The 15,629-nt window shown below is 63.2% G+C and carries 18 protein-coding genes and 1 pseudogene; 9 read left to right on the top strand and 10 right to left on the bottom strand.

What is annotated here, in order from left to right:
• Positions 1–99 precede the first annotated feature (99 nt).
• Positions 100–819 (bottom strand): helix-turn-helix domain-containing protein, encoded by a 720-nt coding sequence (locus NCR93_RS18750; protein ID WP_008352872.1) that lies wholly within the window; start codon positions 817–819, stop codon positions 100–102.
• A gap of 338 nt (positions 820–1,157) precedes the next feature.
• Here NCR93_RS18750 and NCR93_RS18745 point away from each other — a divergent pair, with 338 nt between their 5' ends.
• From NCR93_RS18745 to NCR93_RS18725, 5 genes and pseudogenes are all read left to right on the top strand, one after another.
• Positions 1,158–2,687 (top strand): MFS transporter, encoded by a 1,530-nt coding sequence (locus tag NCR93_RS18745; protein ID WP_008352874.1) that lies wholly within the window; start codon positions 1,158–1,160, stop codon positions 2,685–2,687.
• A 224-nt stretch (positions 2,688–2,911) separates the two neighbouring features.
• The gene (locus NCR93_RS18740; protein ID WP_175979522.1) at positions 2,912–4,489 is read left to right on the top strand and encodes an aldehyde dehydrogenase (NADP(+)); all 1,578 of its coding nucleotides are present in this window, start codon (positions 2,912–2,914) and stop codon (positions 4,487–4,489) included.
• A 135-nt stretch (positions 4,490–4,624) separates the two neighbouring features.
• The gene (locus NCR93_RS32135) at positions 4,625–4,777 is read left to right on the top strand and encodes a helix-turn-helix domain-containing protein (RefSeq protein ID WP_372492479.1); all 153 of its coding nucleotides are present in this window, start codon (positions 4,625–4,627) and stop codon (positions 4,775–4,777) included.
• Positions 4,778–4,880: 103 nt separating this feature from the next.
• Positions 4,881–5,934 (top strand): annotated as a pseudogene (locus NCR93_RS18730) (HipA domain-containing protein).
• Positions 5,935–5,962: 28 nt separating this feature from the next.
• Positions 5,963–6,901: an SMP-30/gluconolactonase/LRE family protein gene (locus tag NCR93_RS18725; RefSeq protein WP_175979521.1), complete on the top strand. Its 939-nt coding sequence runs from the start codon at positions 5,963–5,965 to the stop codon at positions 6,899–6,901.
• On the opposite strand, the gene NCR93_RS18720 is transcribed toward NCR93_RS18725, so the two are convergent.
• From NCR93_RS18720 to NCR93_RS18710, 3 genes are all read right to left on the bottom strand, one after another.
• A complete protein-coding gene (locus NCR93_RS18720; protein ID WP_034473104.1) occupies positions 6,898–7,323 on the bottom strand; it encodes a GNAT family N-acetyltransferase in 426 nt (141 codons plus the stop codon). The two genes, NCR93_RS18725 and NCR93_RS18720, sit on opposite strands and share 4 nt — an antisense overlap.
• 82 nt (positions 7,324–7,405) lie before the next feature.
• Positions 7,406–8,008: a short chain dehydrogenase gene (locus NCR93_RS18715; protein WP_175979582.1), complete on the bottom strand. Its 603-nt coding sequence runs from the start codon at positions 8,006–8,008 to the stop codon at positions 7,406–7,408.
• A gap of 107 nt (positions 8,009–8,115) precedes the next feature.
• Positions 8,116–8,568, bottom strand: a complete 453-nt coding sequence (locus NCR93_RS18710; RefSeq protein WP_175979520.1) for a hypothetical protein — start codon at positions 8,566–8,568, stop codon at positions 8,116–8,118.
• A gap of 152 nt (positions 8,569–8,720) precedes the next feature.
• Here NCR93_RS18710 and NCR93_RS18705 point away from each other — a divergent pair, with 152 nt between their 5' ends.
• A complete protein-coding gene (locus tag NCR93_RS18705) occupies positions 8,721–8,873 on the top strand; it encodes a hypothetical protein (protein ID WP_008352886.1) in 153 nt (50 codons plus the stop codon).
• Positions 8,874–8,948: 75 nt separating this feature from the next.
• Here the strand turns inward: NCR93_RS18705 and NCR93_RS18700 are convergent, their stop codons facing one another.
• Positions 8,949–9,563: a DUF3005 domain-containing protein gene (locus tag NCR93_RS18700; RefSeq protein WP_175979519.1), complete on the bottom strand. Its 615-nt coding sequence runs from the start codon at positions 9,561–9,563 to the stop codon at positions 8,949–8,951.
• Between the two features lie 287 nt (positions 9,564–9,850).
• On the opposite strand from NCR93_RS18700, the gene NCR93_RS18695 reads away from it, so the two are divergent.
• Together NCR93_RS18695 and epsC are read left to right on the top strand one after the other, a co-directional pair.
• Positions 9,851–10,084, top strand: a complete 234-nt coding sequence (locus NCR93_RS18695; RefSeq protein ID WP_008352888.1) for a hypothetical protein — start codon at positions 9,851–9,853, stop codon at positions 10,082–10,084.
• Positions 10,085–10,195: 111 nt separating this feature from the next.
• On the top strand, positions 10,196–11,188 hold the full coding sequence (gene epsC / locus NCR93_RS18690; RefSeq protein WP_239294389.1) for a serine O-acetyltransferase EpsC: 993 nt from the start codon (positions 10,196–10,198) through the stop codon (positions 11,186–11,188).
• A gap of 81 nt (positions 11,189–11,269) precedes the next feature.
• Here the strand turns inward: epsC and folE are convergent, their stop codons facing one another.
• The 4 genes from folE to NCR93_RS18670 all read right to left on the bottom strand — a co-directional run bounded on the left by folE (position 11,270) and on the right by NCR93_RS18670 (position 13,177).
• On the bottom strand, positions 11,270–11,920 hold the full coding sequence (gene folE, locus NCR93_RS18685; RefSeq protein WP_008352890.1) for a GTP cyclohydrolase I FolE: 651 nt from the start codon (positions 11,918–11,920) through the stop codon (positions 11,270–11,272).
• A 91-nt stretch (positions 11,921–12,011) separates the two neighbouring features.
• Positions 12,012–12,215 carry a hypothetical protein gene (locus NCR93_RS18680; protein ID WP_008352891.1) on the bottom strand — a complete coding sequence of 68 codons (204 nt, stop codon included), beginning with the start codon at positions 12,213–12,215 and terminating at the stop codon, positions 12,012–12,014.
• 72 nt (positions 12,216–12,287) lie between these two features.
• On the bottom strand, positions 12,288–12,731 hold the full coding sequence (locus NCR93_RS18675) for a VOC family protein (protein ID WP_008352892.1): 444 nt from the start codon (positions 12,729–12,731) through the stop codon (positions 12,288–12,290).
• Positions 12,732–12,745: 14 nt separating this feature from the next.
• A complete protein-coding gene (locus NCR93_RS18670; RefSeq protein ID WP_008352894.1) occupies positions 12,746–13,177 on the bottom strand; it encodes a YybH family protein in 432 nt (143 codons plus the stop codon).
• A gap of 151 nt (positions 13,178–13,328) precedes the next feature.
• On the opposite strand from NCR93_RS18670, the gene NCR93_RS18665 reads away from it, so the two are divergent.
• Positions 13,329–13,964 (top strand): TetR/AcrR family transcriptional regulator, encoded by a 636-nt coding sequence (locus NCR93_RS18665; protein ID WP_175979518.1) that lies wholly within the window; start codon positions 13,329–13,331, stop codon positions 13,962–13,964.
• 52 nt (positions 13,965–14,016) lie between these two features.
• Here NCR93_RS18665 and NCR93_RS18660 read toward each other — a convergent pair whose 3' ends face one another.
• Positions 14,017–15,399, bottom strand: a complete 1,383-nt coding sequence (locus NCR93_RS18660; RefSeq protein WP_175979517.1) for an MFS transporter — start codon at positions 15,397–15,399, stop codon at positions 14,017–14,019.
• Positions 15,400–15,629 lie beyond the last annotated feature (230 nt).

The raw sequence follows: 15,629 nt of genomic DNA, 5'->3' as shown, positions 1-15,629 counted from the left end.
CGGTCGAATCGAAAAGACTAAACCGTAGCGAAGCGCATGCCAACAGAAAAATAGGCGGCGATTATTCGGGCCGACGCAATAATCGCAGACGATGTCCCGTCAGACGGCGCGCAGCGCGTCGAAGTCGCGAATGCGGATGAACTTGCCCTGCGTCTCGATGAGGCCCGCCTTGTCGAAACGCGACAGGGTGCGGCTCACGGTTTCGAGCGTCATGCCGAGATAGCTGCCCATGTCGTCGCGCGTCATACGCAGCGTGAATTCCGACGACGCGTAACCGCGCTTCGACAGCCGCGACGAAAGATCGAGCAGCAGCCGCGCGACGCGCTCGTCGGCCCGCAGCATGCCGAGCCGCACGACGTGATTCGCCTCGCGGTTCACCGCGTGACTCATCATGCGATGCAGGCGCTTTTGCAGCGCGTCGGTTTCGCGGCACATGCGCTCGAAAAGCGAATACGGCACGACGCAGACGGAGCTGTCTTCGAGCGCGATCGCATCGCACGTATGCTCGCCTTCCTCGATGCCTTCGAAACCGAGCGCATCGCCCGCGAGCAGCAGCCCCGTCACCTGCTCGCGGCCGCCGTCGTGCGTGATGACCGTCTTGATCGACCCGGAGCGCACGGCGAACAGGGCATCGAAGCGGTCGCCCGCGCGAAAGAGCGCGTCGCCGCGCTTGACCTTGCGCGTCACCGAAATGATGTTCTCCAGCTTGGCGATGTCGTTCGCGCACAGGCCTTCGGGCATGCACAGATGACGCATCGCGCACGTGGAGCAGTGCGCCGAATTGCGGCGCGCACGGGAAAGTTCGGACACGACGGACATTTTGGGCTTCGTTTTGTTGATGAATGACAAAACGATTCTCCCATAGGGCAACCATTGGCCCGCGTGAAAAATTGACGCGGGCACGGCATCGGTCAAACTTTTTTACCTTACTGGGTTGCTTTTTTACCGAGATCGCCAATGGTCGACGGAATCAGCGCCGATGCTTTTTTGCGATAGGTCGATCTGGCGCAAGGCAGGCCGTACAATTCGTGGTTCTTCTACATCAGCGTCCGCTTAACAAACGGCGGCGCGATCTCTTTTTAGCACTTCTCCATCCCGCCCGCCCGACCGTGACTCAATCGCCGCCTGCTTTACCGTTCAGAACCGCTCTCTACGCGATGCTCGGCATCGGCCTCGTCAACATGCTCGTTGCGCTCGATCAGACGGTGGTCAGCACCGCGCTGCCGTCGATCGTGGCGGAGCTGCACGGCTTCGAGTTCTACGCGTGGATCGCGAGCGCGTATCTGCTGGCGTCGGTCGTGACGGTGCCGGTGTTCGGGCGGCTCGGCGACTACTTCGGCCGCAAGCGCTTCGTGATCGCCGCGGTGATTACGTTCACGGTCGCGTCGGTGCTGTGCGGCCTCGCGCCCAGCATGTTGTTCCTCGTGCTCGCGCGCGGGCTGCAGGGCGTCGGCGGCGGGATGATGGTCGGCACCGCGTTCGCGTCGATTCCCGATCTGTTCCCCGATCCGCGCGCCCGCGTGCGTTGGCAGGTCGTGCTCGCGGCGGCTTACGGCATCGGCACGGCGGCCGGGCCGTCGCTCGGCGGCTGGATGAGCCAGCACTGGGGCTGGCGCTCGACGTTTCTCGTCAATCTGCCGGTCGGCGCGGCGGCGCTGTATTTCATCTGGGCGCATCTGCCGAACCTGCATCGGCCGCGCGAGGGCGGCGTGAAGATCGACTGGACGGGCGCGGCGCTCGTCGCGCTGGTGCTCGGCGGCTTTCAGGCGCTGATCGAGGCGCTGCCGCAGGACGGGCTGACGGCCGCCAATGTCGCGCTCGGCATCGGCGTAGCGGTGTGCGCGGTGGCGCTCCTGATCTGCGAGCGGCGCGCGACGCATCCGATCATCCCGCTCGACATTTTCCGCGACGCGCAGATGAACACGCTCTTCACGCTCTCGTTTCTCGCGGGCTTCGTGATGTTCTCGCTGATCTTCTTCGCGCCGCTCCTGCTGCAAGGCGGCTTCGGCCTGTCGCCGCAGGCCGCGGGTCTGCTCGCGACGCCCATCGCCGCGTGCATCGCGCTCGGCAGCTTCATCAACACGCGCATCGTGATTCACATGAAGAAGCCGGTGAATATCCTGTCGATCGGCTTCACGCTGCTCTTGATCGCGTCGGTCGGACTCGCGTTCGCGCGCGAATCGACGCCGCACGTGTGGATCGAATTGCCGATGGCCGCGACCGGCATCGGCCTCGGCTTCATCCTCAACAACATGAATATCTTCGGGCAGGAGATCGCGGGCCGCGAGCGCTTCGGCATCACGACGGCGCTCCTGCAATCGACGCGCATGGTCGGCGGGATGATGGGCACGAGCATCGTCGGGACGATCGTCGCGCATCACTATGCGAGCGTCGTGGCGCGCACGGTGAGCGTGCTCGGGCCGTCGGTGTCGGCGCAGTGGCTGCCGCGGCTGTCGGATCCGCGCATTCTCGTCGATGAAGCGTTGCGCGAGCGCATCCTCGCCGAACTGGGCGCGGCCGGCCTCGACGGGCCCGCGCTCTTCGATGCCGCCCGCGACGCGCTCGTGCAGTCGATCCACATCGGCGTGCTGCTGACGGCCGTCGCCGCGCTCGTGGCGGCGCTGCTGGTGCGGCGCATCGCGCACATCACGTTCAGGAAGTCCGCGACGCCCGTCGCCAAAACCTGAGGCGCTTCCTTTCGGAAGTGGTGCGTCGCGCCTATAGTTTCTGGCGTCAACGCAAGACCGGTTTTCGCTTCGGCTTCGACCGCGCACCGCATTTGCTTCACCGCTCTCGATGACCACTCGCACGCCTCGCGCGGAACGCTTGCGCGGGGCGCGGGTCACTCGCTTTAGCGGGCGGCCGCGCCTAGCGCTCGCCGCCCATCGCCAACAAGAGATGAGGAGCTGAAATGAAGATCACCGGAGAGATGCTGATCGGGGCATCGGCCGTGCGGGGCACCGATGCCACGCTCCGCGCGTTCGACCCCGCGCGCAACGCCGATCTCGAACCCGAGTTCGGCGGCGGCGGCGCGGCGGAAGTGGCGCGCGCGTGCGAGCTGGCCGAAGCGGCGTTCGACGACTATCGCCACGCGCCGTTCGAAACGCGCGCGCAGTTTCTCGAAGCGATCGCGGACAACATCATCGCGCTCGGCGATACGCTGATCGAGCGCGCGATGGCCGAATCCGCGCTGCCGAAGGCGCGTCTCGAAGGCGAGCGCGCCCGCACGGTCGGGCAGTTGCGGCTCTTCGCATCGCTCGTGCGCGAGGGCCGCTGGCTCTCGGCGACGCTCGATTCCGCGCAGCCGGACAGAAAACCGCTGCCGCGATCCGACCTGCGTTTGCAAAAGATTCCGCTCGGCCCGGTCGCCGTGTTCGGCGCGAGCAATTTTCCGCTGGCGTTTTCGGTGGCGGGCGGCGATACCGCCTCGGCGTTCGCGGCGGGCTGTCCGGTGGTCGTGAAATCGCATCCGGCGCATCTCGGCACATCCGAACTCGTCGGCCGCGCGGTGCAGAAGGCGGTCGCCGACAACGGCTTGCCCGAGGGCACGTTTTCGCTCGTCGTCGGCGCGGGCAATGCGATCGGCGAGGCGCTCGTCGCGCATCCGGCGATTTTGGCCGTCGGCTTTACCGGCTCGCGGCGCGGCGGGCTCGCGCTCGTCGATATCGCGGCGAAACGCCCGGTGCCGATTCCCGTCTTCGCCGAAATGAGCAGCGTGAACCCGGTTTTCGCGTTGCCGGGCGCGCTGGAAGCGCGCGGCGACACGCTGGCGGCGGCTTACATCGATTCGGTGACGCTCGGCGTCGGCCAGTTCTGCACGAATCCGGGCCTCGTGATCGCGCTGGAGGGGCCGGATCTCGACGACTTCATCGATCTGGCCGCCACCGCGATCATGAAGAAGGAAACGCAGACAATGCTCACCGCGCAGATCGCCGCGGCCTACGCGAGCGGGATCCAGGAACGCGACGCCTCCGGCGCGCGCAATATCGCGACCGGCGTGAAGGGCGACGCATCGAGCGGCGCGCTGCCGGTGCTGTATCGCGTGAATGCGGAGGAATTTCTGGCCAAGCCGCAACTGTCGGGCGAGATTTTCGGACCGACGTCGGTGATCGTCATTTGCCGCGACGAGGACGAGATGATCGCCGTCGCGCGCCATCTCGAAGGCCAACTCACCGCGACGCTGCTGATGGAAAAGGGCGACGTCGAGCTTGCGCGGCGCTTGTTGCCGGTGCTCGAGCGCAAGGCGGGCCGGATTCTCGCGAACGGTTTTCCGACGGGCGTCGAAGTGTCCTACGCGATGGTGCACGGCGGGCCGTTCCCGGCCACATCGGACAGCCGTTCCACGTCGGTCGGCGCGATGGCGATCGAGCGCTTCCTGCGCCCGGTGTGCTATCAGGATCTGCCGGCGGCGCTGTTGCCGGCTGCGCTGGCGGACGACAATCCATTGAACTTGTGGCGTCTGAGGGATGGAGAGCTGGGGCCGAACTGAGCGCCGGCATCGAATATCTGCGGGACGAATAAACGGTATTTATTCTTCTCGCAGATACTCGCTCTGATTTGTAGGTGACCGATTATCTGTGTGGCGAATAAACTGCTTTTATTCGCCACACAGATAATTTGCGCCATGCAACAAGTTATCGTGACAGTCGCGCAGATGGGCCATGTGCTCGCGGCCGGCCGCAAGCAGGCCGGACTGACGCAGACGCAGGCGGCGGCGCGCCTCGGCATCAGCCAAAGCCGGCTTTTTCTACCCTGGAGCACGATTCAAGCTCGCTGACGCTCGATCAACTCCTCGCGATGTTCGGCGTCTACGGCCTCCAGTTGCTGGTGCAGGCCCGGCCCGACACGTCGCTGCTCGAAGCAAACGAGGCCGACTGGTAATGGCCGGGCGTCGGCTTCGTTCCCGCGCGTTGTTCGTATGGGCCAACGGAAAGCGCGTGGCAACGTGGAATCTGCCTACGCGCGGACCGGCAGAACTCATATACGACACCGAGTGGATTCGCTCGGACGAGGCACGTCCGCTCTCGCTGTCGCTGCCGATCGGTCTCGACGGCGCGCCGCTGAAAGGCGACGGCGTGCTCAACTACTTCGACAATCTTCTGCCCGACAGCGAGCCGATTCGCCGCCGCATCGCGCAGCGCTTCCAGACCGACAGCGCCGATGCGTTCGACTTGCTGCGGGCCATCGGTCGCGATTGTGTCGGTGCCGTGCAACTGCTTGCCGACGACGAAGCGCCGAAAGACATCGAAAGCATCGAAGGAACGCCGTTCAGCGACGATGACGTCGAAAGCCGGCTGAATCAGGTGGCCGGCGGCATGCCCTTGGGCACCGACCATGACCACGACTTCCGCATTTCGCTCGCGGGCGCGCAGGAAAAGACCGCGCTGCTGCGGCACGGCGGACGATGGCTCAAGCCCCATGGCGCGACGCCGACGCGATCTCGCGCGCGTGCTGCAACAGTCGACCGAAGCGCGCCGGGCCGTGCAAACGCTCGTGAGCGCGCAGATCCTGTCCTGGCTGCTGGCCGCGCCCGACGGTCACGCGAAGAACTTCAGCATTCATCTGGCGAGGGGCGGACAATACCGCCTCACGCCGCTCTATGACGTCATGTCGATCTGGCCAGTGGAAGGCGACGGCGCCAACCAATGGTCGTGGGACAAGGCGAAGCTGGCGATGGCCATCCCCGGTGCGAGCAGGCGCTACGCGTTTCGCGAGATCAAGCGCCGGCACTTCGACGCGATGGCGCAGAGATGCGGTTTCGGCGACAGCGCGGAGCCGATCATCCGGCACATCGTCGAACGCGCGCCGACGGTCATCGACGAAGTGACAGCGCAATTGCCCGGCGATTTTCCGCCTCGGGTCGCCGAGCGTATCTTCGATGGCCTGAACAGATCGATCGCCGAGTTGACCGGCGTGGCCGCCGGCGAACCGTGAAGACAACCCCCAACCGGAGACAAGAAAGATGACCCACCCCGACCGCCGCTATCCCGACCCCGCCGTGCGCGTGCTGGACCCGCGTTTCAATGCACTGCGCATCGCATCGGCGTCGGTGGAATGTCTGTATCAGGGCGCGCGCTGGTCCGAAGGGCCGGTCTGGTTCGGCGACGGCCGCTATCTGCTCTGGAGCGACATCCCGAACAATCGCATCCTGCGCTGGGACGAAGAGAGCGGCGAAGTCGGCGTGTTTCGCAAGCCGTCGAACAACGCGAACGGCAACACGCGCGATCGCGAAGGCCGGCTCGTAAGCTGCGAGCATCTGACGCGGCGCGTGACGCGCACCGAATACGACGGATCGATCACCGTCATCGCCGATCGCTACGCCGGCAAGCCGCTCAATTCGCCGAACGATGTCGTCGTGAAGTCGGACGGCTCGATCTGGTTCACCGATCCGACCTTCGGCATCGACGGTTTCTACGAAGGCGAAAAGAACGAGGCGCAACTGAAGCCCTGCGTCTATCGCGTCGATGGCCAGAGCGGCGAAATCACGATGATGATCGACGCCTTCGTGGGCCCGAACGGTCTCGCGTTCTCGCCGGACGAATCGGTGCTGTATGTGGTGGAATCGCGCGCGACGCCGCGCAAGATTTACGCGTTCGACGTGCTCGACGGCGGTCGCAGGCTAGGCGAGCCGCGCCCGCTCATCGATGCGGGCCCCGGCACCCCCGATGGCTTTCGCGTCGATATTCACGGCAACCTGTGGTGCGGCTGGGGCATGGGCGACGCCGAACTCGACGGCGTGCGCGTCTTCACGCCGCAAGGCGAAGCGATCGGCCACATCGACTTGCCCGAGCGTTGCGCGAACGTGTGTTTCGGCGGACGGCATCGCAACCGGTTGTTCATGGCGGCGAGTCACGGGCTCTATGCGCTTTACGTCAACACGCAGGGCGTGAAGGGCGGTTAAGCCTTGCCGATCTTCTCCATGATGCGCTCGGGATGCTGGCTCGCCGCGAAGCCGAAGCGCGCGTAGAGCCCGTGCGCGTCGGACGTGACGAGCATCATGCGGCGCAGTCCCTGAAGATCGGGATGCGCCATCACGCATTGGATCATCCATGTGCCGAGGCCCGCGCCTTGATGCTCGGGCAGCACGAACACATCCGCGAGATAGGCGAATGTCGTCGTGTCGGTAATCATGCGCGCATAGCCGATCTGCGCGTTGCCGTGAAAGAGCCCGAACGCGAGCGAATGACGCGCGGCGCGCTCGACCTTTTCTCGCGCGATGCCCGGCGACCAGTACGCCACTTCGCTCAAATAGCGATGCACGACATCGAAGTCGAATTCGTCGATGTCCGTGCTCAGCCGATAGCCGTCCCGGGTCCATTGCATCGCGCGCTCCATGAGTTTTTCGAAGCGCCGAGCATAAGCGATCGATGCGTCGCGCTCCATGCACACTTCGCGCGCGCAAGTGTCAGTGGACGGTATAGATGCGCCCCGTCTCCGCGCCCTCGACACTGCGGCTGTACGCCAGCGCCACGCGCGCGCCGCTCGCGGCCTCGAAACCGCGAAAATACGGGCCGAAGCTTTCGCGCGCCTCTTCGAGCATCGTCGGACTCACGACGTTGATGCGCAGGCCGCGGGGCAGTTCGATCGCCGCGCCGCGCACGAAGCCTTCGATCGCGCCGTTGACCGCCGCCGCGCTCGCGCCCTCGCGAATCGGCTCCGCGCCGACGATGCCGCTCGTCAACGTGAACGAGCCGCCGTCGTTCAGGTAATCGCGCGCGGTGAGCACGAGATTGACCTGGCCCATCAGCTTGTCGTTGAGACCGAGACGGAATTGCTCCGGCGTCATCTTCACGAGCGGGCCGAAGTGCACATGACCGGCGGTCGCGACGATCGCATCCACTTTGCCGATGGTTTCGAAGAGCTTTCTGATGCTGTCGAGATCGAGCAGATCGACGCGATGCGCCCCGCGCGTCGCACCGATTTCGATGACTTCGTGACGGGCTTTCAATTCGGCGACGACCGCCTGGCCGACCGTGCCGGTTGCACCAATGACAGCGATTTTCATGATCGGGCTCGCATGGATGACGTTGAAGGTGGTCATGCATTGTGCGAGCGGACGGACGCGCGAAAAAGCCGCGTCCGCTTCAAGGATTGCAAACCGCGAGTTTCGAATGGCTAGTGCGTCGCGAGGCGTCCTGGCATCGGCGAAAGAAGATAGAGCGACGCCGCGAACTTGCAGACGAGTCCGACGCCGCAGACGAACGCGGCCGCCGGAAAGATATGCCATTGCAGCGCAAGGGTCGGCGCGACGAGGGCGACGGACACGAATCCGAGCACGACGGTCAGCCAGCGCGCCCATTGCAGGCGTGATGCAACGCACACATAGAGCAGGCCGACGAGCACCCGCGACGCGACCATCGCGGCGAGCGGATGGCTCGATGCATCGCCTGGAAGCCCGATGGCGAGCGTCAATGCGAACTCGGCCCATGACAGCGCCCAGGCCGCGCCGAGACACGCGATCGCCGATGTAAAGCGCTGCTCGGGCGTAACGGCGTGGCGCGTAGCCGGTTCAAGTTGCGTGGTCTCTTCGGTCTCTTGCGTGTAACCGTCGTATGCGTGGGTCGTCATGTGGTTTCCCCTTTATCGACTCTCGTGCGCCGGCGATGTATGTTGCGCTGCGGCGCTTCGTTCGCCGTGTCCGTGAGCATACGCCGTGCCACGTTCAAGGAACGCGCGTTGCTTCGCATTACGTCGATCAGCAACGAGCAAAGGAGCAGACGATGGGCAATCTGAAGGAACAGAATCCGCATTCGGAACGTGACGACGAAGATCTCGACAAGGCAGTCGAAGACACGTTCCCCGCGAGCGATCCGCCTGCAACGGGCGGCGTGACGCGCATCGAAACCGATGACGAGAAGGAAGAAAAAAAGTAACGCGCGAAGCCCACGCAAGTAAAAAGAGCCGCATAGTCCATGCGGCTCTTTGCTTATGCGCGACGGCGGTCGTGCTCATTTCCGTTCGAGCTCGAAGAGCCGCGACGGACGCAGATGATTCAGCGCGTAGTGCTTGCGTCCGCGCAAGGTGTGGCCGTGCGGGTCGCGTCCTTCGAAACGCACCTTGTCTTCGACCTCGGGCACCGTCGGCGCGACCATGCCGCGATCGATCAGGCGATAGCCCCGCTCCAGCGCAAGCAACACGCCATTGCGGCCGGGACGGCTGTCGAAGCCGCCGAGACCATCGCCCGGTTCGGGTACGAAGTTCACGGTCGTCGCATTCGAAGTGATGACGGAATCCGGCTCGCGCGCGAGCATTTCCGCTTCGCGTCGCGCATGAATGCTCTTCGCGTCGGCATCGACGGTGTCGTCGAGTCCGTCGTCGTTGGCGACATCGACGCCGCGCGGCGGCTTCTCATAGAGACCTTGCGGGCCGACATGCATGCCTGCCTTCGTCGTCTCCGTCTTCGCACCGGCGCCCGCGCCCGCGTGCGCTTCGCCGCCCGCTGCGGCCTTGTTCGCATCGCTCATCTTCACGTGAGCGGTTTCCGCGCCGGGCGTCTTGATCGGACTGTCGGCGACCTGCTCCTTCTGCTTGTTCTGCGGATCGTTTGATTCAGCGTTGTTCATCGCATTGCTCCGTTGCAGTTGGACCTGAATTGACCAAGCCCTCACGCAAGACTCGTTCCGGATATTTGGCGACGGAACCGCGAGCCTTGCCGGAGAGCGCCTTCGGAGATACTTAAAATTTCAGGCCTTTTTTCGACCCCAAGCCGATTTCCTGCAAGTATTATTTGGAACCTGTCGGCGGCAAAGCGCAATACGCGAAACTCGAGCAATCAGGAGGGCGCGTTACCTTGCCGTCGAAAAAGAGCAATGCGATTCGAACGAGCAGGGCACTTTCACACAGGTGACTCATGCAACACGATGCAGCCTTTTCACATCGAGGCTACCTTCTAAACTGCGCGCCCGCCCGGGCCGGAGATGGCAGCTACCAGCCGTACGTGGTGATCTCGCGATCGAGCGATGGCGAGCTCGTCGCGAACCGATTCTTTCCTTCGGAGCTGCGATTCCGCAACGAAGGCGAAGCCATCGCGCACGCGCGCGACTGGGCCGTGCGCTGGATCGACGCAAGCAACGTCACAGCCTGAGCGATGTTCCGCGCGAGCATCGGGGACGCGGGTGCGCGATCGGCCGGACGGCAGGCTTTCGCAAAACCGGTTACGCTTGTCGTTTAATCCGTCCCTCGCTTCTTGCCCGACATGCAGAACATGCCCACGTTCGGCGCAGTACCGCCGCTCGAAACATCCCGCGACACCGCGCTCGACACGCCTCAGGAATGGGGCCTCGCCCGCATCGTCGCGGACTTGCGCCAGTCGCGCGAAGAGCTTCATCGCACGCGGCATCCGCTCGGCATACGTGAACTGCCTTCACGCGAGGCCATCGTCGGGATCGTCAACGGCCTGCGCTCGGCGCTCTTTCCCACGCATTACGGCGCGCCCGATCTGACCGACGAAAGCGTCGACTACTATGTCGGGCAAACGCTCGAAACCAACTTGCGTCTGTTGCGCGAACAGATTCGCCGCGCGCTGCGCTTCCTGCCCGAACATCGCGATACGAGCGAAGCCGATCTCTCGGCGCAAGCCTTCGCGATCGCGCGCGAGTTCGGCGCGCAGTTGCCGCATATCCGCGCGCTGCTCGTAAGCGACATACAAGCTGCTTTCACCGGCGATCCGGCGGCGCAGCACATCACCGAGATCCTGCTGTGTTATCCGGGCGTCTGGGCGATGACGCATCATCGTCTCGCGCATGCGTTGCACAAGCTCGGCGTGCCCTTGCTCGCGCGCTTTATCAACGAGATCGCGCATTCGCTGACGGGCATCGACATTCACCCGGGCGCGACCATCGGGCCGAGCTTTTTCATCGATCACGGCACGGGCGTCGTGATCGGCGAGACGGCGGTGATCGGCCAGCATGTGCGCGTCTATCAAGCCGTGACGCTCGGCGCGAAGAGCTTTCCTTCGACGAGCGATGGCGCGCTCGTCAAAGGCAACGCACGGCATCCGATCGTGGAGGACGATGTCGTCATCTACGCGGGCGCGACAATTCTCGGCCGCGTGACCATCGGCAAAGGCTCGGTCATCGGCGGCAATGTGTGGCTCACGCATAGCGTGCCGCCGGGCAGCAACGTATCGCAGGGCAAGATTCGCGAAGGTTCGGGACCGGGCACGCCGGGCAACGGATTCGGCGCATGAAAAAAGGGCCGCGAGGCCCTTTTTTGTTTGCTTGCGTTTGCTTGCATTCGCGTTCGCGCGTGCGCTTTGCTTGCGGCGGCCTTACGTATTCGACACGCTGAACGCGTTCTGATTGCCGACGATGGCAAGAAACTCGCGACGCGTCGATGGATCGTCGCGGAATGAGCCGAGCATGCGCGAGGTGACCATCGACACGCCCGCCTTGTGCACGCCTCGCGTCGACATGCATTGATGCGCGGCTTCCAGAATGACACCGACGCCGAGCGGCTGCAGCACTTCGTTCAGCGTATCGGCGATCTGCGCGGTCATCTTCTCCTGAATCTGCAGACGCTTCGCGAAGGCGTCGACGAGACGCGCGAGCTTCGAAATGCCGACGACGCGTTTGTTCGGCAGATAAGCGACATGCGCGCGGCCGATGATCGGGACCATGTGATGCTCGCAATAGCTCTCGAAACGAATGTCCTTCAGGACGATCATTTCGTCATAGCCTTGCACTTCCGAGAACGTGCGAGCGAGGATGTCATGCGGATTCTGCGTATAGCCCGCAAAAAACTCTTCATATGCGCGCACGACGCGGCCCGGTGTATCGAGCAGGCCTTCGCGGCGCGGATCGTCGCCCGCCCAGCGCAACAGAACACGGACAGCGGCTTCGGCTTCCTCGCGGGTCGGACGATCGGCTCCATCAGCAGGCATGTCCGAACCTGAAAGATTGTTTTTGCGCGGGGCGCTCATCGAAAGCTCCTATGAGTCAAGGTGCAAATAGTACATGCGATATTTTTGGCACCCCGCCATTGTTTCACGTTTCAGAAGGCCGATACGGATGTCAGGTCTTTCCCCCACCGTCGATGCCCGAACCCGTGCGCCACACCTGCTTGCCTTCTTCCGTCAGCACGCCGCTGCTATGGTCCTTGTTCGGCTCCGTGCCGGGTTCGGCCATGTTCCCGCCCGGCTGTTCCTGCGCTGTCTGCTTATTGCCCTTGCGTTGCGCGATACGGTCTTCCTGAGAACGTCCGGCGTAGTTGCTCATGGTGCGCCTCCTTTCGAATTGATGCGATGAAAGGCGCGCAAGCCGCGTTCCAGCCGGACGGTCGTCGCGTGCTTATTGCGGCTGACCTTCGACGCCGCCGAGCACCATCCAGTTGACGCCGAATTTGTCCGTCACCATGCCGAAGCGCTTGGCGAAGAAGGTTTGCGTCATCGGCATCTGCACCTGGCCGCCGTTCGATAGCGCGTTGAAGTATTTTTCCGCCTGCTGTTCGTCATCGGCCGTGAGCGAAAGCGATACGCCCTTGAACTCGGTGTTGCCGCTGCACATGCCGTCGGAGCCCATCACCATTGAATCGCCGATGGTGAATGCCGCATGCATGATCTTGTTTTCCGATCCCGACGGCACGCCGCAACCGCTCGCGGCTTCGGCCTTGCCGGCGTCGGGGTTTTCGCTGAAGCGCATCATCATGACGACTTGCGCGCCCAGGTTCTCGCGATAGAACGTGATCGCTTCCTCGCAGCGGCCTTCGAAAAACAGATAGGGTTGCACTTGCATGACTGCTCCTTGAGTTATGACGTTTCGTCAGGGTCCATATCCATCATGAGCGGCACCGATGCGTGCTCGTGCACGACACGCCAGTCGCCATCGATCTTTCTGAAGCACACGGTCGCGCGCACGATGTCCTCCTGTTCGCCCACGGCGACGCGGTTGACGGAGTGCGCGTAAGCCAGATCGCCGCTCGCGGCGACTTCCACTTCCCGCATTTCGAATGAGAGCGGGGCTTTCATGCTGTCGAACCAGCGCCGCCAGTTCTCGCGATAGTGCTCGATGCCCCTGATCGACGCGGGCGGCACGACGTCGAACACGACGACATCCGGCGCGTAGTGGCTGACGAGCGTATCGACGTCTTTCGCCAGCACTGCCTGCCGCCACGCCTCGATCATTTCGCGGATGCGCGCGATATCGTCATGCGGATCCGTACGATCATTTGTATTCGCCATGCGAACCTCCTTTCGCATACGATGCCGCCGCGTCGTGACAATGCAACGGCAAACACCGATGCAGAACTATTTTTTGTGTTGTGTACACCGTCCACAAAAAGTAGCAGAGATAATGAACAGTGTCCACATAATCGAAGTCACACGAATCAAAATGACAAATGGCAAGCCGCGCAGCACCTATCGACATGGCGATTTGCGACGCGCGCTGATCGATGCGGGAATCGAACTCGCGCGCGAAGGCGGCCCCGATGCGATCGTCTTGCGGGAAGCCACGCGCCGGGCGGGCGTCGTGCCGAACGCGGCCTATCGTCACTTCGGGAGCCGTCAGGAATTGCTATCGGCGGTACGCTCGGCGGCGCTGTCATTCGTCGCGCAAGCAATGGAAGAGGAACTCGCGTCGCGCCCGAAGAAGCGCCGCCGTGCCGATGCGGCGCGCGCGGGTTTGCGCGCCATCGGCACGGGATATCTTCGTTTTGCGCAAAAGGAAGCGGGATTGTTTCGCACGGCGTTCGCGGCGCCGCAAACGGAATGGACGGAACACGAGGAAACCTATGGCGCGGGGCCGGGCGGTCTCGATCCGTTCGAGTTGCTGAGCCGCGCGCTGGACGACATGGTCGAGGCGGGCGCGCTCGAAGCGAAACGCCGGCCCGAAGCGGAATATCTAGCATGGAGCGCGGTGCACGGCTTCGCGCTCTTGCTGATCGAAGGCCCTTTGCAGGGGCTGAAGCGCACGCAGATCGAACCGCTTGCCGAGCGGCTTCTCGATATGGTCGAGAGCGGTCTTTGAAAGAAATTGCGCCGCGAGGAGCGGCGCGAAGCATCATCGAATCAACTGAATTTCATTTCGCCGGTTCCGATGAGTCGGTTATCGGTTCGACCACGCTGAGTAACAAGAGCAGGCACAGCGTCGCGGTCCCGACCATGTACAGGAAGACCGCGGTCCAGTTATAGCTGTCGAGCAGCAGGCCGACCGCGAGCGGAGCGCAGGCGCCGCCGATTTGTCCGACCGAGTTCACGATGCCGAACGCCGTCGGATAGGTGGCCTTGGTTGCGAGACCCATCGGATACGCGGAGTAGCCTGCGAAGCCGATGCCGAGCATCAGGCCCGCGAGCATCAGCGCCGCGCCGAGATAGGCGACGCTGTCGGGCGCATCGATCAGCAGGAAGGTCATCACCATGGTGCCGAGCGCGCCGAGCATCATCATCGGTTTGCGGCGTCCGCCAAGCAGACGATCGGAGATGATGCCGCCGAGCATGTTGCCCGTCACCGCGCCGATGAAAGGCGCCGATGCAAGGAAGCCCATCTTCACCGAAGCGAAGCCCTTCACTGTCACGAGATAAGTGGGAATCCACGAGATGAAGATGTTGCTGATGCCGATCATGCAGCCATAGCCCAGCGCGATACCGAAGATATTCCACGAGCCGAAGACCTGGCGAATCGTTTCGAGCTGCGGCACGCGCTTCGTGCGATTGATAGCGTCGAGCCGGGGCATCGGCGTCATGCGCGCGCGCGACAGCGACTTGCCGCCGTTGCTGCCGACGGTCGTTTCATCGGCGATGTAGCGGCGCTCGGCGGGCGAGCAGAAGCGATTCTCGCTGGGCGAGTTCGTCACGAAGAACATCCATACGACGGCGAGCAGAATGCCCGGCACCGCGAACACATAGAAGATCTCGCGCCATCCCCACAACTGGATCACGATGATGCACACCGACGGCACGATCAGCGGCCCGAGCTTCGATGCGGCGATCCACAGGCCGGTGGCCGTGCCTTTTTCCCTTGCGGGGAACCATCGGTTGATGACGTTGGTGCAGCCGATGCCGAGCGGTCCTTCCGACAAGCCGAGACCCACGCGATACGCCATCAGCAGAAACACCGACGATGTCGTGCCCATCAATCCGGTGAATACCGACGTGAGAATCATGAAGACGGAAAACAGCAGGCCGGTGGTCTTTTCGCTGAGTCGCTTGTAGAGGAGGCCGACGGGAATCTGCACAAAGCCATAAGCGAAGGAGAACAGGCTCACGATGAGACCGGCCTCGGTATTGGTGATGTGATATTCCCTCTTCAGATACGGCAGCGCGATGCCGAAGTTGGCGCGATCCGCGCACGCGATCGCCCAGATGCAGAAGATCAGTCCCATCACGACCCAGCGGTGTTTCGTGTGTTTCTCCGCAACAGGTTCCGCTTTCGAGGAAGCGACGATGCCGTCAGCGTTGTCCATTGCGCTGTTGTCTCCGATGTTATGTGCAAGGCTTTATTGTCGATGTGCCTTCCGATGCTTCGAATTGTGGGGAGCGTGGACAAGAGCGTCCAATCTTTTATTGCTATTACCTGATTCCCGGATTGAATCGATCGAAGCGCGGCATGCAATGCGTCGATTCGTGGATCAATTGATAGCGTTTTGGGATTGGACGTTATCGCCGAAAGCAGACATGATCCGCTCCACATCGC

This window comes from Caballeronia sp. ATUFL_F1_KS39 (assembly GCF_023630985.1).
Classification (GTDB): Bacteria; Pseudomonadota; Gammaproteobacteria; order Burkholderiales; family Burkholderiaceae; genus Caballeronia; species Caballeronia zhejiangensis.
This window is presented reverse-complemented; position numbering and strand designations above follow the sequence as displayed.